This window comes from Candidatus Tisiphia endosymbiont of Nemotelus uliginosus (assembly GCF_964264755.1).
Taxonomy (GTDB): Bacteria; Pseudomonadota; Alphaproteobacteria; order Rickettsiales; family Rickettsiaceae; genus Tisiphia.
In genome coordinates this window covers 762664-782248 of record NZ_OZ183481.1, presented here as the reverse complement: position 1 = coordinate 782248, position 19585 = coordinate 762664, and the positions used below count along the sequence as shown (strand labels likewise).

22 protein-coding genes and 1 pseudogene are annotated in these 19585 nt (G+C 33.8%); 13 read left to right on the top strand and 10 right to left on the bottom strand.

The genetic code is table 11. The features are described 5' to 3' along the window. Positions 1 to 17 precede the first annotated feature (17 nt). Positions 18 to 170, bottom strand: a complete 153-nt coding sequence (locus tag ACFELW_RS04130; protein ID WP_341756233.1) for a Sec-independent protein translocase subunit TatA — start codon at positions 168 to 170, stop codon at positions 18 to 20. 87 nt (positions 171 to 257) lie between these two features. Here ACFELW_RS04130 and ACFELW_RS04125 point away from each other — a divergent pair, with 87 nt between their 5' ends. Then, on the top strand, positions 258 to 413 hold the full coding sequence (locus ACFELW_RS04125) for a hypothetical protein (protein WP_341759056.1): 156 nt from the start codon (positions 258 to 260) through the stop codon (positions 411 to 413). Between the two features lie 647 nt (positions 414 to 1060). Further along, positions 1061 to 1576, top strand: a pseudogene (locus ACFELW_RS04120) (MFS transporter); the annotation flags it as partial. A gap of 7 nt (positions 1577 to 1583) precedes the next feature. Here the strand turns inward: ACFELW_RS04120 and ACFELW_RS04115 are convergent. Further along, positions 1584 to 2347, bottom strand: a protein-coding gene (locus tag ACFELW_RS04115) for an IS5 family transposase (protein WP_375329714.1) whose coding sequence is annotated in 2 segments (ribosomal slippage) — positions 1584 to 2012 and positions 2015 to 2347 — 762 coding nt in all. Because the reading frame shifts where the segments join, the coding sequence is not laid out codon by codon here. A gap of 302 nt (positions 2348 to 2649) precedes the next feature. Between ACFELW_RS04115 and ACFELW_RS04110 the strand changes: the two genes are divergently transcribed. Continuing rightward, positions 2650 to 2964 carry a hypothetical protein gene (locus ACFELW_RS04110; protein WP_341759058.1) on the top strand — a complete coding sequence of 105 codons (315 nt, stop codon included), beginning with the start codon at positions 2650 to 2652 and terminating at the stop codon, positions 2962 to 2964. On the opposite strand, the gene ACFELW_RS04105 is transcribed toward ACFELW_RS04110, so the two are convergent. From ACFELW_RS04105 to ACFELW_RS04095, 3 genes are all read right to left on the bottom strand, one after another. Beyond that, a complete protein-coding gene (locus ACFELW_RS04105) occupies positions 2921 to 3607 on the bottom strand; it encodes a TIM44-like domain-containing protein (RefSeq protein WP_341759059.1) in 687 nt (228 codons plus the stop codon). The genes ACFELW_RS04110 and ACFELW_RS04105 overlap by 44 nt on opposite strands. A gap of 512 nt (positions 3608 to 4119) precedes the next feature. Continuing rightward, on the bottom strand, positions 4120 to 5031 hold the full coding sequence (locus ACFELW_RS04100; protein ID WP_341759060.1) for an Rpn family recombination-promoting nuclease/putative transposase: 912 nt from the start codon (positions 5029 to 5031) through the stop codon (positions 4120 to 4122). 107 nt (positions 5032 to 5138) lie between these two features. After that, positions 5139 to 6038 carry an Rpn family recombination-promoting nuclease/putative transposase gene (locus ACFELW_RS04095; RefSeq protein ID WP_375329713.1) on the bottom strand — a complete coding sequence of 300 codons (900 nt, stop codon included), beginning with the start codon at positions 6036 to 6038 and terminating at the stop codon, positions 5139 to 5141. A 182-nt stretch (positions 6039 to 6220) separates the two neighbouring features. Between ACFELW_RS04095 and ACFELW_RS04090 the strand changes: the two genes are divergently transcribed. From ACFELW_RS04090 to terL, 3 genes are read left to right on the top strand one after another with little or no spacing between them, the layout of a single operon-like run. Further along, positions 6221 to 7387: a phage portal protein gene (locus ACFELW_RS04090; protein ID WP_341748938.1), complete on the top strand. Its 1167-nt coding sequence runs from the start codon at positions 6221 to 6223 to the stop codon at positions 7385 to 7387. Further along, the gene (locus tag ACFELW_RS04085) at positions 7384 to 7647 is read left to right on the top strand and encodes a hypothetical protein (RefSeq protein ID WP_341749493.1); all 264 of its coding nucleotides are present in this window, start codon (positions 7384 to 7386) and stop codon (positions 7645 to 7647) included. Before ACFELW_RS04090 ends, ACFELW_RS04085 begins: the two co-directional genes overlap by 4 nt. Then, on the top strand, positions 7644 to 9047 hold the full coding sequence (terL, locus tag ACFELW_RS04080; protein WP_341759064.1) for a phage terminase large subunit: 1404 nt from the start codon (positions 7644 to 7646) through the stop codon (positions 9045 to 9047). Before ACFELW_RS04085 ends, terL begins: the two co-directional genes overlap by 4 nt. Before the next feature lie 104 nt (positions 9048 to 9151). On the opposite strand, the gene ACFELW_RS04075 is transcribed toward terL, so the two are convergent. The 4 genes from ACFELW_RS04075 to coxB form a co-directional block, all read right to left on the bottom strand. Beyond that, positions 9152 to 9604 (bottom strand): RDD family protein, encoded by a 453-nt coding sequence (locus tag ACFELW_RS04075; RefSeq protein ID WP_375329712.1) that lies wholly within the window; start codon positions 9602 to 9604, stop codon positions 9152 to 9154. Between the two features lie 12 nt (positions 9605 to 9616). After that, positions 9617 to 11194, bottom strand: a complete 1578-nt coding sequence (gene ctaD / locus ACFELW_RS04070; RefSeq protein ID WP_375329711.1) for a cytochrome c oxidase subunit I — start codon at positions 11192 to 11194, stop codon at positions 9617 to 9619. Between the two features lie 188 nt (positions 11195 to 11382). Further along, on the bottom strand, positions 11383 to 12000 hold the full coding sequence (locus ACFELW_RS04060; protein ID WP_375329710.1) for a CatB-related O-acetyltransferase: 618 nt from the start codon (positions 11998 to 12000) through the stop codon (positions 11383 to 11385). A 117-nt stretch (positions 12001 to 12117) separates the two neighbouring features. Next, entirely contained in the window at positions 12118 to 13065 is a 948-nt protein-coding gene (coxB, locus tag ACFELW_RS04055) for a cytochrome c oxidase subunit II (RefSeq protein WP_375329709.1), read from the bottom strand. A gap of 174 nt (positions 13066 to 13239) precedes the next feature. Between coxB and ACFELW_RS04050 the strand changes: the two genes are divergently transcribed. Genes ACFELW_RS04050 through glyA form a run of 4 tightly spaced genes read left to right on the top strand, consistent with a single transcriptional unit; the run spans position 13240 to position 16672 of the window. Beyond that, on the top strand, positions 13240 to 13992 hold the full coding sequence (locus ACFELW_RS04050; protein ID WP_375329708.1) for a YebC/PmpR family DNA-binding transcriptional regulator: 753 nt from the start codon (positions 13240 to 13242) through the stop codon (positions 13990 to 13992). Between the two features lies 1 nt (position 13993). Beyond that, positions 13994 to 14734 (top strand): sugar phosphate nucleotidyltransferase, encoded by a 741-nt coding sequence (locus ACFELW_RS04045; RefSeq protein ID WP_375329707.1) that lies wholly within the window; start codon positions 13994 to 13996, stop codon positions 14732 to 14734. 3 nt (positions 14735 to 14737) lie between these two features. Then, positions 14738 to 15388: a dienelactone hydrolase family protein gene (locus tag ACFELW_RS04040; protein ID WP_341759069.1), complete on the top strand. Its 651-nt coding sequence runs from the start codon at positions 14738 to 14740 to the stop codon at positions 15386 to 15388. A gap of 12 nt (positions 15389 to 15400) precedes the next feature. Continuing rightward, the gene (gene glyA, locus ACFELW_RS04035; RefSeq protein WP_375329706.1) at positions 15401 to 16672 is read left to right on the top strand and encodes a serine hydroxymethyltransferase; all 1272 of its coding nucleotides are present in this window, start codon (positions 15401 to 15403) and stop codon (positions 16670 to 16672) included. Positions 16673 to 16697: 25 nt separating this feature from the next. Here the strand turns inward: glyA and ACFELW_RS04030 are convergent, their stop codons facing one another. After that, complete coding sequence (locus tag ACFELW_RS04030; RefSeq protein WP_375329705.1) at positions 16698 to 17273, bottom strand: hypothetical protein; 576 nt, start codon at positions 17271 to 17273, stop codon at positions 16698 to 16700. Positions 17274 to 17283: 10 nt separating this feature from the next. Between ACFELW_RS04030 and ACFELW_RS04025 the strand changes: the two genes are divergently transcribed. The 3 genes from ACFELW_RS04025 (at position 17284) to ACFELW_RS04015 (ending at position 19569) form a co-directional block, all read left to right on the top strand. Beyond that, a complete protein-coding gene (locus ACFELW_RS04025) occupies positions 17284 to 17463 on the top strand; it encodes a hypothetical protein (RefSeq protein WP_375329704.1) in 180 nt (59 codons plus the stop codon). Between the two features lie 312 nt (positions 17464 to 17775). Then, on the top strand, positions 17776 to 18867 hold the full coding sequence (locus tag ACFELW_RS04020) for a hypothetical protein (protein WP_375329703.1): 1092 nt from the start codon (positions 17776 to 17778) through the stop codon (positions 18865 to 18867). 213 nt (positions 18868 to 19080) lie between these two features. Beyond that, the gene (locus ACFELW_RS04015) at positions 19081 to 19569 is read left to right on the top strand and encodes a hypothetical protein (protein ID WP_375329702.1); all 489 of its coding nucleotides are present in this window, start codon (positions 19081 to 19083) and stop codon (positions 19567 to 19569) included. Positions 19570 to 19585: the final 16 nt, after the last annotated feature.

The window sequence follows — 19585 nt, the reverse complement described above, 5'->3', positions numbered from 1 at the left end:
AGGTACGAATGTTCTTGTTATTCATCTTTTTTCTTATCATCTTTCATTCCTTCCTTAAAAGCTTTAAGACCTTTAGCAATATCTGACATTACTTGAGGCAATTTACCAGCACCAAACAATACTAAGATAATTAATAAGATCACTAATAAGTGACTGAAGCTCATTCCCATAATATCAATTTTGTAAGTTTTAAGTTAAAGTTACTATAGCAAATATTGTTAATTTTATTTAGTATGAAAGAATGCAGATATATAAATATGAAAACATTCAAAACTAATATCATTAATATCTATGGTGATCAAGGTAAAGTTTGGTTAGATGACTTACCAAGAATTGTCGATGAATTGGCTGAAAAGTATGGCTTGTCTGACTTAAAGCCAGTTGAAAATTTGAGTTATACTCAAATGATTTAAAGAATTGGAACGAAAAACAAGGGATGAGCGAGCGGAGCGTAGTAAACCTACGTGAGCATGCGAATACCCCGAAGTTTTACGAAGGCAGATAAGTAATAAAAAGAGATATTGCTAAAATATCATACGAAATTAAGGGGGTATTAACCATCAAAACCATATCCCATGTGAGTAGAGTATTGAATATTGTTTTTATTAACAAAAAATAAATATATTTTAATAAAAAATTAGTTGACTATTTAATGTAGGTTATATTTAATCATAATTATAGCTACTTTGAACAAAACTTAAACATGGTGAAAACACGATATATGGCTGATGATTTCTGATGAGGTAAAGATAACAAAGGGAATAAAAAAGACAATGTAGGTTTTGCTCAATTTGAAAATGCTATTAATGTTGTCAAATCACAAATTCGCTCCACCAACCCAGCTGAGTTGGTAAGACTTCATGCTTACATAAGCAGTTTGTTGGGTAGTGATATTCCGCCTAAGATATTAGCAGAATTGGAGCTAAATTAGGTGATCAAACTTGGATTGCTTCGTCGACCTATGATTTTCCTTGCAATGACAGAATAAAAATTATGTTTAACAAAATAACCATCGGGGAAATATGAACTATACGAAGTTAACAATAACATTGAGTCCACTATGAGTGAACTTGTTCAAGAAAATACCAGAATTACCCATACTAGTTTAACTAGAGAACAAAAAGAAGCTGTTGGGTTGCTGTCAATAGGAACATTGCTTGAATATTTTGACTTAATGCTCTACGTTCATATGGCAGTATTGTTGAATGAGTTATTTTTTCCACAGAGTGATTCGCACACTGCTACTCTGTTGTCGGCTTTTGCTTTCTGTGCTACTTTTGTTTTTCGACTAATTGGGGCTTTGCTATTTGGTTGGATAGGCGATAAAGTAGGTCGTAAAACTACACTAGTTGTTACAACTTTCATGATGGCATGTTCTTGTGTGGTGATGTTTATTTTGCCGACTTATGCCCAAATTGGTATTACTGCTTCGGTATTAATCACTATTTGTCGAATAATGCAAGGTATGTCATCCTTAGGAGAAGCCATAGGGGCAGAATTATATTTAACGGAAATGACCAAGCCACCAATACAATATCCTATTGTTGGTTTTATTACTATATCTGCTAATCTAGGGCGTGTCATCAATTAAGTAATATTACAGAAGAAGCCAAATAAATTGCTCCCAGAAAATTCTGAGCTAGTTTATCATAACGCGTAGCAATGCCTCGAGATTGTTTAAGTTTTGCAAAGAAATTTTCAATTAAATGACGATACTTATAAAGCTCTACATCATATTCTACAGGAAATTTACGATTCTTCTTGGATGGAATTACAGGAGTGCAATTCTTATCTTTTATCTTATTCCTCATTCTTGCCTTAGCATCATAAGCCTTATCTGCAATTACGGTATCCGCTTTTGTCAAAGTTTCCATTAAAGCATCAGAACCTTGTAAATCATGCGACTGACCAGGGGTTAAATAAAAAGCTGTCGGATTTCCTAAAGCATCAACAGTTGCATGAATTTTAGTTGATAAACCACCTTTACTACGACCTATTGCTTGGTCATCTACTATGACTTTTTTTTAGCTCCGGCACTATGTTGATGTGCTCTAACAATCGTTGAATCAATCATACTATATTCATTATCTGCATCTTGTGCAAGTAGTTCAAAAACCTTCTTCCATACATCTTTTTGGCTCCAACGTGTATGTCTTGTATGAATTACTCTAAAATCTCCAAATCTTTCTGGTAAGTCTCTCCACGGTATACCAGCACGATATCTATATAATACAGCTTCTACGAATAATCTATTATCTTTGGCACTTGCTCCTACGTCTCCTTCTTTTCCAGGTAAAATATCCTTTATCCTTTCCCATTGATCATCTCTTAAAGCATATCTGCGCATTGGTCACCTTCTTATTTTTTTACCAATATCTAATTTGCCTCATCCTAATATTTATGTCAACTTAATTGATGACCCACCCTAATTTAATACATTTTACTATATACCATAAAAGCATATATACTCAAATGATTTGAAGAATTGAAACGTAAAACAAGGGGTAAGCGAGCGGAGTGTACAGCTAGTATATGAGTACGCGAATACCCCGAAGTTTTATGGAACCAATTCTTCAAAGCAGAAGAGTATACTAAACTGACTCTTTATGGTAATTTAATATATAGCATAATTTTAGATAGGTTTATAAAATGCCAAACCCAACAACTTATACAATAGGAAACTTAAGTGATGCACGAGAGTTTTTATCTGAATTTCACGATCCTGTTATTTTAACTAATAAAAGTGGTAGTACAAGATATTACGGTATGCTGGTACTTGACTATATTTTTAAAACACTAAACAAAGAATTTCCCCAAATCGTAAAAATTATTGTTAATGTAGAGAACGATCACCCAGCTTTGTTTACTGCTATCAAACTTAATTACCAAAATATAACTTATACTGGTGAATCATCAGAGGCTAAGAAGTTAGTTGCTCTTCATTTTCTAGACGAGCAACATTAGTTAAAAACCAATCTGTACTTTTAGAAACAAGGCTTCTCGAGAAAGTCCATTCTTCTTGCATGTTTTTTATCTTACTAGTTATATTTTCGCCAGTGAATAATACTTTTATAAAAATATTATTAGCAAATGTATAAGCTTCAGAAATTTTAGTATCTAATACGCTACCATGGACAAATTCTCCATAGGTTTCAGAAAAAATATGAAATTCCTGTATATATCTTTTATCCACCAATGTCAGTAAATCTTCAATATCGTCATCATTAGAAGCTTCAATGATCAGCTCAAAGGCTGCTTTTGCACTATATAAAAATTTCCTTGCTTGAAATGATGGAAGTTTAGCAGATATAGCTGCAATCCCAGCTATTATAGCCACAGAATTTTCGTCAACTATTAACCCATCAAACTCCATAGGATTGATAGGGGCTGGTTTTACCATAGTTTGAGGTAAATTTTTCTTAAAAAAAACACTAGTATCAGCTTTTGCTGTGCAAGTAACGTCTCTGATTCCTGTTTCACCGAAAAAGGAAGATTTACGTTTAGCTGGATCCTCATCTGACGTAGAGCCAAGCGTAGCAATTAGCCTATTTATAATAAAAAAAGCAACCCCAGCAAAAATTAATAACTCTATTATTTGAGCAGACATTAATATAACTCATTGTTTAAATTCTTTAACATTCAATGTACCTTGCATTAAAGTTTACACCACCTGTCATTGCGATAAGCCGTTTTAGTGGCGACGAAGCAATCTATTATGTCTCGCAATGATGCCAGTTTACTATATGGCTAAAATACTAATTGGATTAGCTTTACCATTATTTTATACCGTAAAATAGTGGGCTGATCCTGGTCCTAATGTCCAACCACTACCTCCGTGTCCATAACTTATTAGGCTAGTACATACTAATACTTTAATAGAATGGAAACAAAATGACAAGTAATTTTACTAGCAATTATAAATTCAAAATATAAATTGCCGTAATATAGCTATAATTGTAGCTTATAGGTGTAAATTTAGAGTAATTAAGTCTCTAAATAATTAGTAATTAACGTTATAGTTAGCTCTAAAATTGTAATGTTATTTTGTTTTAAAACTAATATTTTTGAATTTATAATTGCTGAAACAAACCTGTTGATTATGATTTCTTTTTGTAATAATTATACCATCAACTCTTCTATTGCTTTTTTAGACAATCCAGTAGATGTAGAGATGATATCAATTGACACGCCAACTTTAAGTAAATTTTTAGCTACAGCCATAGCTTTTTTCTCTTCTCCTCTAGCTTCCCCTCTAGCTTCTCCTTCATCGATATATTTTTGTGCAACGGTTCTCATAATGTTTCCTTTTTCTTCTTCAGATAAATACTTAGCTAATAGCTGTTCTAATTCCGATTGCCTTTCTTCAGGCAACTTGGCATCAGTATACCATAAAAACGATCTTAAGTAAATATAACCATTCTCTTTATCCACTAATATTTCTAACTTAAACCTTTCTAAAAACTGCTCCCATAATCTTATCATATCTCGCTGATGTATATGCTTCATCACATATTCCATCATTCCTAAATGTTTTTTCTGCACTATCTCATCATCAGACATACTCTGTAAATCTACCAATTGGTAATCTTCCGTCATTAGTTTTTTAGCTTGCTCAGAATCCGTAAATAAATTCCATAAATTCCTTGGAGCATGATATTTATCTACACCATTATACATGATAATCGGACAAATTAATGGTAGCTTATCCTCATTCTTTTTATGCCTTTCACATAATAATAACGTGTACCTCCAAAGTCTTAGTGCCATCCAATAATCAGATGTCGATTGATGATCAAGCAAAACATAGATGAATGCACTCTCATCATTTTTAGTTCTTACCGAATAAATTATGTCACTATATTTTCGTCTCAAACTCTCTTCAATATAACTTTCTTGCTCTATTTTGATCTTGGATAAGTCTATCTTTTCTTTAAAATTATTCGGTAAATAATATTCTAAGAATTCTTGGGCTGCTATTTCATTTCCCATTATTTTCTTAAATAACTGGTCATGTTTTGGTCTTTTCGTCATCTTATTATTGGTATATCCATATTTTGCTTAAGCCTTTTGGTGTTATTTTGGTATTTGGTATACAGATGCCAGACTTATAACCATTTTCTTAGCTAAAGCTTTTTCTATTATACCATCAACTCTTCTATTGCTTTTTTAGACAATCCAGTAGATGTAGAGATGATATCAATTGACACACCAACTTTAAGTAAATTTTTAGCTACAGCCATAGCTTTTTTCTCTTCCCCTCTGGCTTCTCCTTCATCGATATATTTTTGTGCAACGGTTCTCATAATGTTCCCTTTTTCTTCTTCAGATAAATACTTAGCTAGCAGTTGTTCTAATTCCGATTGCCTTTCTTCAAGCAACTTGGCATCAGTATACCATAAAAACGATCTTAAGTAAATATAACCATTCTCTTTATCCACTAATATTTCTAACTTAAACCTTTCTAAAAACTGCTCCCATAATTTTATCATATCTCGCTGATGTATATGCTTCATCACATATTCCATCATCCCTAAATGTTTCTTCTGCACTATCTCATCATCAGACATACTCTGTAAATCTACCAATTGGTAATCTTCCGTCATCAGTTTTTTAGCTTGCTCAGAATCCGTAAATAAATTCCATAAATTCCTTGGAGCATGATATTTATCTACACCATTATACATGATAATCGGACAAATTAATGGTAGCTTATCCTCATTCTTTTTATGCCTTTCACATAATAATAACGTGTACCTCCAAAGTCTTAGTGCCATCCAATAATCAGATGTCGATTGATGATCAAGCAAAACATAGATGAATGCACTCTCATCATTTTTAGTTCTTACCGAATAAATTATGTCACTATATTTTCGTCTCAAACTCTCTTCAATATAACTTTCTTGCTCTATTTTGATCTTGGATAAGTCTATCTTTTCTTTAAAATTATTCGGTAAATAATATTCTAAGAATTCTTGGGCTGCTATTTCATTGCCCATTATCTTCTTAAATAACTGGTCATGTTTTGGTCTTTTCGTCATCTTAATTATCCTTAGACATATTATTTTTCCGTGTTTATTGGTTAGTTGATTTATTTGTAATCAAGGGAGGTATGTAATGCAATAAAAAAATTTAAATATTTGACAAATATTTATGCGTCAACACTTAGTGCAGCAATAAAATAATGTTATAAGTAATTACAAGAAATTTATTTTAGGTAAGTATGATAACAGAATATCTTAGAAAGGTCTTTAAAGCCAAAAATTGTAAATCTCATACATTTATTGATTTTAATAGTTTAGGGAATTCAGAATTTAGGGATGTAAAAATTGGGATAGAGGCATATCGTAAAAATGTTATAGTTTATCGATGTGTGAATTTAATAGCCCAGTCAGCAAGTCATGTCCCTTGGATAGTTAGTAAAAACAACCGAGGGGCTTTTGAAAAAATGCCAAATCATCCTGTTTATAATTTATTGAAAAAACCTAATCCAGAAAAAGCTGGAGCAGATTTTTTTGGTGAAGTGATAGCAAGTAAGCTGTTATATGGTAATGCTTATATTTTAGTAACATTAATAAATAATCGTCCCCGAGAAATTTACTTATTACCTGCCAATTCGACTGAATTAGTATTAGAGAGGAATTCTCCAGTAGCATATAGATATATAAATAGCAGTGGAGAAAGAATTTATCCTATTTCATCAATTGATCGAATGAGCAAGGTGCTACATTTGAAAAACTATCATCCTACCAACTGTTATTATGGACTATCTTGCCTTGATGCGGCTTCCTTGTCAATCGATCTGCATTTGCAAGCTACTAGCTGGAATAGTTCTTTACTGAGGAATGGAGCTCGTCCAAGTGGAGCATTGATAGTCAAAGAAACTAATGGTTATCTTAGTGATGAGCAGTTTGATAGGTTACACGAGCAACTTACCGAAAAATTTACCAGTAGCAATAATTCTGGTAAGCCTCTTCTTTTAGAAGGTGGACTTGACTGGCAAGAAATGAGTATTAATCCCAAGGATATGGATTTTATCGAGGCAAAAAACTCTGCAGCTAGGGAAATAGCTTTAGCTTTTGGTATTCCCCCTCAATTGTTAGGTATCAATGGTGATAATACTTATAGTAATATGCAAGAAGCTAGATTAGCTCTGTGGGAAGAGACGTTAATTCCGTTGCTTGATAAATTATCAGACGCCTTAGGTAACTGGTTGTCTCACTGGTATCAAGAGGAGATTATTATTGATTTTGATCGGGATAGTATTTCAGCATTGACCGAAAAACGAGAGAATTTATGGGCTAAAATCTCCAATGCTAGTTTTATGACTTTGAACGAGAAAAGATCTCTTGTCGGTCTTAAACCAATAGATGGTGGAGATAGATTATGACAAACGATACAATTACTACATTATATGGTTTTATTGCTAAGATAGTTTCTCTGCTTGAAGATGAAATAGATGAGCTAGAATCAAAAAAATCCAAGGGGGAGATAGTAGTTAAAAAGAATATTACTGAAACGCTGAATAAATTAGTCAATTTAATTATTCAGCTAAATAAACTTAGCAAAGATGAGTATTTAAATGAAAACACCATAATGAAAGAAGAGGACAAAGAAATTATAGCTGAATTTTTGAGTAAATATCAATGACTTATCCGAAGAAGTTATTATATGCAATATTGAGGCAAGATTTTAATAGTTTCATCAATAAAGTATTTAATACCATTAATCCTGGAGTAGAATATCAAGCCAATTGGCATATTGAGCTAATTGCTGAATATTTGCAAGCAGTACAGAATGGAGATATTAAGAGGCTAATCATTAATATGCCGCCTAGGTCTCTAAAATCTGTATGTATTGGAGTAGCATGGCCAGCCTGGATATTAGGACATGATCCAACAAAAAGGATTATGTCCGCCAGCTATTCTCAAGTATTAAGTGTAAAACATTCTTTAGATTGTCGTTTGGTACTTACTTCCGATTGGTATCAGCAAATTTTTCCGAAGACTATTTTAAGTAAGAAACATAATCAAAAAAGTAAATTTCTGACAAATAATAATGGTTTTAGGTTTGCTACGTCAGTTGGTGGTTCGGCAACAGGTGAGGGGGGTGATATACTCATTATTGATGACCCACATAACCCTACTCAAATCAATTCACCCAAAATGCGTAAACGGGTGATTGAATGGTTTGAACAAACTTTTGTCACCAGACTTAACAACAAAAATACCGGAGCAATAGTATTAGTTATGCAAAGATTACATGAAGAAGATTTAAGCGGACATTTATTGGCAAATTCCAATTGTTGGCATCATTTAAAAATTCCAGCTATGGCAAAACGAGAACAAATATTTTCAATCAATAAGTATAAATATCAATATGTTACAGGTGATATTTTGCATAGTTTTCGCGATAATCCTGATTATCTGATAAAATTAGAACAAGAAATTGGTGTGCATAATTATGCTGCTCAATATTTGCAAGAGCCAATATCTAATAATTGTATATTGTTAAATATTGAGGATATTAGTTTTTATGAAACCATACCAAAAAAATTTGATTATTTTGTGCAAAGTTGGGATACCGCCATTAAAATTTCAGAAAATGCTGATTATAGCGTTTGTACCTCTTGGGGTATTTTAGATAAGAAATATTATCTTGTATCAATGTTCAGGCAAAAAGTTACTTATCCAGAGTTAAAGGGGCAAGTAGAAAAACTAGCCAAGAAATATTGTCCTAGATATATATTAATTGAGGATAAAGCCAGTGGTCAGCAAGTTATACAAGACCTAAGATTAGATGGGATTGTTAATATAGTTGCCATAAAGCCCCGGCTTGATAAAATTACTAGATTCTCCTCAGTTTTAGCTTTATTTCAATCTACAGCCGTAGTTTTGCCAAAACAGTCGGCTTTTAATACTATATTACTCAATGAATTGTTAAATTTCCCACATTGCAAAAATGATGACATAGTTGATTCAGTTAGCCAATTTTTGAATTTTATCAAAGAGCGATCTAACAAATCAATAGCAAGGATACGGGGGTTTTAATTGGCGAAGTGAGGAATTGCTAACCCGACTAACATTACGCTTCATCACTAATAGACGTTAGTTTACTATGGCTAAATACTAATCGGGTTAGCTAATACTAAACTTTATCGCCTTATCATTCTGGTGCCAAACAATATGTCATGTAGAAACACTTTTTCATTGGTACATATAATGCAAGCAATATTTGGGATTATCAATATCCCAGTACTATTTATCAATACTAATGTAATAAATCTAAACAAAGATTTAAAAAAGCTTATTCGAGTACCATTTTTGTTTATAATTTTCATGTCCAAGATATAACGGCCAGGAGTTGCTTGCATTGAAGATGACTCGAATATTGGAATATATAAGAATAGTAGTAATGTGGTTGGAAAAGTCCAATCCATAAATATTTCCGCTAAAAAAAAAGAAATATTTGTTAAAAAAAGCCAAACAACACCCACAATTATACATACAAGACCTATAACTGTACATATTAATGTCATAATAATGTAATCAAACAATCCAGCTGCTATTCTTCGCCAAAAACCACAATATATATATTCACCTATCAAATTATTCCTCTATTAAATTTTAGGTAGTACGTCAAAAGTATGGAATGGTGGAGGAGAAGATACTGTCCATTCGAGAGTATTAGCCCCATCGCCCCAAGGATTATTTGGGCATTTTTTGCCATATTTCAGAGTGTAAATAACAATGAATACAAAGTAAAGAGCCGCAATAAAGGAAATAACTGCTCCGATAGATGATACCATATTCCAGCCGGCAAAAGCGTCCGGATAGTCCGGTATTCTTCTTGGCATCCCAGCTAATCCCAGAAAATGCTGAGGGAAAAATGTCAAATTAACGCCGATAAACGTAATCCAAAAATGAATTTTGCCCATCATTTCAGGATATTGTCTTCCTGACATTTTACCAAACCAATAATAGAATCCAGCAAATGCAGTAAATAAAGCCCCAAGCGACATAGTGTAGTGAAAATGTGCTACCACATAGTATGTATCATGTAAAATTCTATCGATTGCCGAATTTGATAATATTATGCCGGTAACTCCACCAATAGTAAATAACAAGATAAACCCTATGGAAAACAACATAGGGGTTTCAAAAGTAATTGATCCTCCCCACATTGTGGCAATCCAGCTAAATATTTTAATACCAGTAGGCACCGCGATAATCATTGTACCAGCGGTAAAATAGATTAATGTATTGTATGAAAGACCAACAGTAAACATATGATGAGCCCAAACTATAAAACCGACAAACCCTATAATTACCATAGCTATCACCATACCTAAATAACCAAATATCGGCTTACGAGAGAAAGTAGAAAGAACCTGACTAACTATCCCAAACCCTGGCAATATTACGATATATACTTCTGGATGACCAAAAAACCAAAATAAATGCTGAAATAATACTGGATCTCCGCCCCCTTCAGGTTTAAAGAAAGTAGTACCAAAGTTTCGATCAGTTAATAACATGGTTATTGCACCACCTAATACTGGAATTGCTAGTATCAACAAGAAGGCAGTAACCAAAATTGACCAAATAAATAGAGGCATTTCAAATAACCCCATACCATCGGTTCTCATATTAAAGATAGTAACAATCATATTGATTGAACCAAGAATAGAAGAAAGCCCTGTAATATGTAAACTTAAAATAGCCATATCGACTGCCGCCCCAGGATGTCCCACTAGAGTACTTAGAGGGGGGTAAAGCGTCCAGCCAGTACCTGCACCACCATCAACAAAAGCCGAAAGCATTAATAACATAAAAGCAGGAACAAGCAGCCAAAAACTTATATTATTTAGCCTTGGAAAAGCCATATCCGGTGCACCTATTAAAATTGGTACAAAATAATTACCAAACCCACCAAATAAAGCTGGCATAATCATGAAAAATACCATAATTATCGCATGAGCAGTAATTAATACATTATATAGTTGGTAATTTGCCCCTAATATATGCCCACCAGGCATTGCTAATTCTAGTCTAAAAATAACAGAAAATAACCCACCAATGATCCCAGCAAATATGGCAAATATAATATACATAATGCCAATATCTTTGTGATTGGTAGAGAAAATCCATCTTTTTATACCTTTAGGAGTTTGGTGATGATCTGTTGTTTGATTCATAAATTATCCTTTTATATCTTGAGATTATTATAGCAGAAAAGTCATAAAGAGTAGCATATTTCGCATAGGCGTCTACGTTTTATAGTCAATTCAGGAGAATTTGGGGCTAGGAGCGATGGAGTGACGCCTATAAGTAATAGGCGAGCGACGAGCGACAACGTCCCCAACTTCTCATCAATTGACTATACCTATTCACACTTTTTAAGTTGCTCAATATCTGCTCCTACTATGAGCTTGATATTTCTAGTAACTTTATCATAATCCCAATTCCACCATTTTATTTGTACTAACTCATTAATTATATCATCGGAGAATCTTTTTTTAATAATTCTACTAGGATTACCTGCAACGATAGAGTAAGGTGGTACATCCTTAGTAACCACTGCATATGCTCCAATAATTGCTCCGTCTCCTATTGTGACTCCCGGCATAATGACTGCATTAGTACCAAACCACACATCATTACCAACTATTGTACTCCTTCCTTTATTAAGAGTTGGCGTATAATTATTCCAACCTTCGAAAATAAAAAATGGATAAGTAGAAAAACCATCCATTGGGTGATTGACATCATCCGCAATAAAAGTAGTTCCTCTAGCAATAGTACAAAACTTACCAATAATTAATTTACACTGATAATATCCTACAACGTTATTACATTCAAAATGTTCTGGATATCGGTGATCATGATAATAAGTATAATCACCTACCATTATGTTAGGATTATGAATAAAATGTTTTAAAAATATAATTTCTTTAACATGTTTTGGGTAAATATGTGGATAGTGATTGTTGGAGTGTACCATATGGCTCTTGTTCATTTAGTTAATGTTATCCTTGCTCGACTTAGTGTCACCCCTGCGTAAGCAGGGGTCTTAGATTCCGCACCGAAACGAAAATGACAATTTATTGCTTCGTCGTCCTCATGGTTTCATCGCAATAACGTTTGTCTTTACTTTCATAGAAAATTTTGTTTTTGCCGCAATCAACCAATCTTGAAATTCTTCTTTGCTTACTACTTCAATGGCAATAGGCATAAAGCCGTGATTAACACCACAAAGCTCTGAACACTGACCATAATACACACCTTTTTTACTAATTTTAGTCCAGGTTTCGTTAACTCTGCCAGGCACAGCATCGAGCTTTATACCTAATGCTGGTACTGCAAAACTATGTATAACATCCCCTGCAGTAATTAAAAATTTTACGGTAGTATTTTCTGGTATAATAATACGATTATCAACTTCTAATAATCTTTTTTGACCAGGTTTTAAGTTTTCATCAGTAATTAAACAACTATCAAATTCAAGATTATTATGATCAGGGTAGATATAGTGCCAATACCACTGATATCCTACAACTTTAACCGTCATGTCTATTTCAGGAATATCTTCTGCAATACGTGCAACACGAAATGATGGTACAGCAATAATAATTAAAATAACTATAGGAATTATCGTCCAAATAATTTCAACCAATATATTATCAGAAAATTTTGCTGGAATAGGATTGGCTTTGGCATTAAATCTGATGCAAACATAAATTAATAAAATAATGATAAAAGCAACTATTCCTCCTGATATGAGCAGTAGGAAATTATGAAACTCCTGAAGCTCTTCCATAAGATGAGTGGCTGGAGTCTGTAACAGCATTTGCCATGCCTGAGGTTCTGATGCTAGGCATTCGTGAGCAAATAAGAGATATAAAATTAGACTTGCTACATAAGTCAATCTAGTTGATGATTTTGTCGTCGAAACTCGCCTTCGCTCCTCATGTACGTTTATGTACACTGCGGTACTCGGCTTCGTTTCTCCTAAAAATCCTTCAACTATTTTTGACTTATGCAGCAAGTCTATTATAAATTTTTTCATAAATAGTACTTAGTGGACTCAATTCTATATGTTATAGTTAGACAATATAAGACGATATACAGTTTTATTAAAGTAAAAAATAAAGTATGGTGAAAAAACTTGAGGAATTTACTATTGACTTTAAATTGCCTTCTGATACATTCGGCTTACTCAATAATGATTTAAGATTACAACATGGCAGGTCATTCAAAATTTAAAAATATCCAGCATCGAAAAGGTGCACAAGATAAAAAAAGGGCAAAAATTTTTACTAAGTTAGTTAGAGAAATTATTACTGCTGCTAAATTAGGGTCTGATATAAGTAATAATCCACGGTTGCGGAGTAGCATAGCTGCCGCTCGGAGTCAAAATTTACCAAAAGATCGAATAGATAAGGCAATAAGTGCGGCAAGTGATTCGAATAACAACGAAAATTATACCGAAATTAGATATGAGGGCTTTGCTCCCGGTGGAATTGCAATAATAATAGAGGCTTTAACTGATAATAAAAATCGTACGGCTGCAGAAATTAGGGCGGCTTTTAGCAAATTTGGTGGCAATTTAGGTGAAACGGGCAGTGTCAGCTATATGTTTGATCATCTCGGAGTAGTACAATATCCGGCAAATTTAGCCACAGCAGAAGCTATGTTTGAAAGTAGCCTAGAGGCTGGAGCAAAAGATATGATTTCTGAAGAAGATACATATTTAATCTATACAGATATTGAGAACTTTGTGCAAGCTCTTGAATTTCTGACCAGTAAATATGGACATCCTGAAGAATCTTACATAGGTTGGGTGCCTAAAAATACCATAATTATAGAAGAGAATGATAAAGCTGAGAAGTTGTTAAAATTAGTGGATATTTTAGAAGAAAGTGATGATGTGCAAAAAGTTTTTGGTAATTATGAATTATCTGATGCAATTTATGAAACTATGAAGGACGTTTAATATGGATTGCCAAGTTATTGTTCTAGCTGCAGGTAATGGTAGAAGAATGGAATCTACCTTACCAAAAGTAATGCATAAAGTTGGTGGTAAATCGATGCTTGATAGGGTAATAACCAATGCCCAACAAGTTAGCAATGAAGTTATCTTAGTCCACTCCTGGCAATTAGAAAAACATATTGCTTGTTATAAAGATAGTTGTAAATTTGTTTTACAACCAGAACCCCTTGGTACTGCTCATGCGGTATATAGTGCTTTGGACTTAATTGATGACAATAAAATTGTAGCCGTACTTTATGGAGATAATCCTTTAATTACGCCAGAGATTATTAATGATTTACTAAAACATCTAGTTTCGACAAATTCTGCCATAACAACCTTGTGCTTTGAGCGAGATAATCCTGGGCAATATGGGCGAATAGTTACTGATAAACTAGGAAATTTTTTGAAAATTGTTGAATTTAAACAAGCGACGAGTGAAGAACTAGCTATAACAACTTGTAATTCTGGTATTATGGCTTTTGCCAATGGTGTGTTAAAAAAATATTTACCTACTATTTTTTTTAAGAATCCTGATAAATCAAAAGAGTTGTATTTAACGGAACTGGTAAAAATCGTTAAGGATAATGGCGAAAAAGTATCGTATTTGCTATCCGCCAACCACGACATAGTGGTCGGAGTAAATACTAAACAAGAGCTAGAAGAAGCTAATAGAACTATTGCTAAGTTAACTATAGGAACTTAAAAAATGACTAAAAATGAAATATTATCTTACCCAGAAGTAAAAAGTTTGAGCAGTGAATGTAAAAAACTTGTAGTATTATTACATGGGCTTGGTTCAGATGGCGATGATTTAATAGGATTAGTTCCTTTTATGTCTAAAGAATTACCCGATTGTCACTTTATTGCCCCACATGGCGTTGAAAAATTTGATAGTGCACCTTATGGTCGACAATGGTTTAGTTTAAATAACCGTAACCCTGATTATGTTAGGGAATTAGTTGCTAAAAATACTGGCTTAGTTACTGACATAATCCAAAAGAAACAAGCAGAATTAAATTTAACTAATAAAGATACTATCCTAATTGGCTTTTCGCAAGGTACCATGATGGGGTTATATTTGAATTTTATACAAAAAGAACCTTTTGATTCTATGGTAGGGTTTTCTGGCAGATTAATTGCCCCACAAGAATGTATCAATAAAACTACACCAGTTTGCGTGATACATGGCGAATTAGACGATGTGGTTGATGTAAGTAGTATGGATGAAACAGTAGAATATCTAGAGAAATATGATATTCCTTATAGTAAATACAAAATACCAAATCTTACACATTCTATTGATGATAGGGGGATACAGTTTGCTGTCAAGTTTATAAAAACACACCTCATTAAATAGTAGGTCCAATCAATGAATATGTTTACCAATAAATTATCTGAAACAGATAATGCAATATATCAAATTATCGATGGTGAAAAAAAACGTCAGCATGATTTTATTGAATTGATTGCTTCTGAGAATTTTGTAAGCCCGGCGGTATTAGAGGCACAAGGTTCAATTCTGACCAATAAATATGCTGAAGGATATCCGGGAAAACGTTATTATAACGGTTGTAATGAGGTTGATAAGGCTGAGCTTTTGGCTATAGAGCGGGTAAAAACACTATTTAATTGTAAATATGCTAACGTTCAGCCTCATTCCGGATCTCAGGCTAATCAGGCAGTATTTTTAACTCTATTAAAACCACATGACACCATACTTGGTATGTCGCTAGATACAGGTGGGCATTTGACGCATGGTGCTCCGCCTAACTTATCTGGCAAATGGTTTAACTCAGTGTTCTATTCTGTAAATAAGGAGAGTTATCTAATTGATTATGCCCAAATAGAGCAATTGGCAGTTCAGCATAAGCCAAAATTGATTATAGCTGGTTATTCTGCCTATTCGCGTCAATTAGATTTTGCTAAATTTAGGGAAATTGCTGATAGAGTAGGGGCGTATTTAGTAGCAGACATTGCCCATATTGCTGGACTGGTTGCGGTAGGTGAACATCCAAGTCCTTTGCCTTATGCTCACGTTGTGACTTCTACTACTCATAAAACTCTGCGTGGTCCACGTGGTGGTCTTATTCTGTCAAATGATGAGGAATTGGGTAAGAAGATAAATCTTGCTTTATTCCCTGGGTTACAGGGTGGTCCATTAATGCATATTGTTGCAGCAAAAGCAGTAGCATTTTTGGAATGTTTACAGCCAGAATATCACCTTTATATAAAACAGGTTATCAACAACGCCAAGGCTCTTGCTAATAGTTTGATGGCAAGAGGCTATGATATTTTAACTAATGGTACTGATAATCATATAGTATTAGTGGACTTAAGAAAATATGGTATAACTGGTAAGGTGGCAGCAGATTCGCTTGAAAGAGCCGGTATAACTTGCAATAAAAATGCGATACCGTTTGATGCCACTTCACCATTTATTACTTCTGGTATTAGGCTCGGCACTCCAGCATGCACCACTAGAGGATTCAAAGAACAAGAGTTTATAGAAGTTGGTAATATGATTAGCGATGTATTAGATGGCTTAAAAACTATGCAAGACAATAGTGATTGTGAGACAAAAACTTTCCAACAAGTTAAAAAATTAGTAGATAATTTCCTAGTTTACGTTTATAAACCATAAGTTAACAGGCTATAAGAAATTATTGCTATCCGTTATAACGTTTTAAAAAGGTAAAGTTTATGAAGTTATCTGATATACAAGCTCCCAATAATAACTCACGTTCTATAGAGTTGCAAGCCATTTCGAGTATAAATAATAATGCAGTTGAGCCAACTAAAAGAGCATTTTCTCTTAAAGAACCAAGTTCAACTAAAATTAAGCTAACTAAAAGAGCATTTTCTCTTGAAGAACCAAGTTCAACCTCTCTTGAAGAACCAAGTTCAACCTCTCTTGAAGAACCAAGTTCAACCTCTCTTGAAGAACCAAGTTCAACCTCTCTTGAAGAACCAAGTTCAACCTCTCTTGAAGAACCAAGTTCAACCTCTCTTGAAGAACCAAGTTCAACCTCTCTTGAAGAACCAAGTTCAACCTCTCTTGAAGAACCAAGTTCAACCTCTCTTGAAGAACCAAGTTCAACCTCTCTTGAAGAACCAAGTTCAACTAAAATAGCTAAACTAGCTGAATCTATAGAAAAAACACCTAAAGATATAACATTAGAAGAAGACTCAGCAGCATTAGAAGAAGGCTCAGCAGCATTAGTAGAAGCAATCGGATGCTGCACAGGAATATTTATGTTTTTAAAGCGTATTTTTACTCATGATATTCCCAATCCTAGTGATGATTGTTTTGTTGATTCTAGTGATTTTTTTATTAATCTTGATGGAGCTTTTTCTTCCCCTGGTGTAGTTAATCCTGGTTATATTGATCACCAGGACGCTATTAGTTTAGCAGGAGCTGAAGTGCAATCGTAGGTGAAATTAACTGAATTGTGAGCGTTCACGGTTTTTTTGCTATTTTTTATGATGAATAAAAAATCTGCTTGCCCAACATCTATTAGCGAGGAGCGGCTTTGTGGTGATGTGGCAATCCAAAATTAGAAATGTATTGCCACGCCACCTACGGTGGCTCGCTAATAGACGCCTTTTCGACTACTATTTTCTTAAGTTGACACCCATAGGTAATGACGTAATTTTTTATATTTTTAATAATTTTTTAAAATCTTCTTGACAGGTTATAGGAAGTTGCTATTGTCCGTTCGTAACGATTTAATTAAAGGAGAATTTATGACAGTTTTTAATAATTATTTGCTAGCAAGAATAGAATCTAATACATCTGAGGGTATTATTAACTTACGGGAGGAGAATATAGGAGATGAGGAAGTTGAAGCTTTAGCAAAAGTTATTCAGAATAACTATACAGTTTGGTCCCTTCAATTACCACGCAAAAATGGTAATATTACTGATAAGGGGCTTAAGTATTTTGCAGAAAAGATTGCTCTTAGAAAAGAGCTGCTTGTTGTCGAGGCTAATAATGGGCCGTGGAATGAAGCATTTAGGTATATTGAGGAGAGCAAAAGGTTAGGACAAGAAGTCGATAAACTTGATGATTTCTTACCTATTAATGTGCAAAATGATAAGTCAGCAAGTGATTTAACTGATTCATCTAAATCTACAACATCACTAGCTTTAGAAGAAGACAAGCTAGTAAAAGCAGCTCCAATGGAAGACAATGTAGTAGAAGAAGTTCCAATGGAAGACAAGCTAGTAAAAGCAGCTCCAATGGAAGACAATGTAGTAGAAGAAGTTCTAATGGAAGACAAGCTAGTAAAAGCAGCTCCAATGGAAGACAAGCTAGTAAAAGCAGCTCCAATGGAAGACAATGTAGTAGAAGAAGTTCCAATGGAAGACAATGTAGTACAAGTAGTTCCAATGGAAGACAATGTAGTACAAGTAGTTCCAGTGGTAAAAGAGCTAGTAAAAGCAGCTCCAGTGGTAGAGCTAGTAGATAAAGCGGAAGAAGCAAAAGAGGAGTTAGTAGAGCTAGAATCTACTAAATCGGTAGTGCTATCAGATGGTTCTGTAGATGATTCTGTAGATGGTTCTGTAGATGTAGTACCAGAAAATTTCAATACAAGTTACCAAGAAAATCTTGCTACTATTTTACCTAATGATATAAAAAGTGTAAAAATAAAACCAACATCGTTCTTCGCAAAGATATATAATGCTTTTACAACTATGAAGGATACATTGACTTCATTATTTAATCATAATACTACTAAGGACTACGATTCTTCAAAGTTCTATGTTACAAAAGATGATATGTTCCAAGAAGATACTGATGCTTTAGGGTGTGTGAATGATATTGATAACGACTAAAATTTAAGTAAGTAGTAATGTATAGCTAAACCCGTTAGTATTTCATAAGCGTCAGTTTAAGAAAACAATAATTGGGAAACCGTCATTGCGAGGAGACCGTAAAGTCGACGAAGCAATCCAGAAAAGCTATTAGAAATAGATTGCCACGCCACCTACGGTGGCTCGCAATGACGATTTTCTACTTTATTTTCTTAAACTGACGCTTATGCTTCAATGCGGGATATAGATTCCCGCCTACGCGGGAATGACAATTTACAATCCGTTACAATAGTTTTAAAACAGGTAAAGTTTATGAAGCGGAAGATATTTAAGAGTAAATCTAACTCTAATATACAAGCTCTCAATAAGAACCAACATTACATTGAGTCGCAAGACCCTCCAAGTAAAAAATCAGTATCTTTCAACCCACTTGTAACTACAATTAACTATGTAAAAGAAACATATGAAGAAGAAACATATGAAGAAGAAACGGATGAAGAAATTGTAGCAGTACCAGTAGTACAAGCAAAACCAATCAAATGGTACACAAAAGTGCATGACTTCTTCTATACTCTTACCCAAACTAATCATAATGATGGTTATTCTTCTGTTAATCATGGTTATTCTGCTAACCATGATGAAGTTAATTCTTACCCCAATACAGTTAATCTTGATGTCAGCGACACTGTTAATTTAACAGGAGCTGAAAGTACTATGATATAGCTAACCCATTAGTATT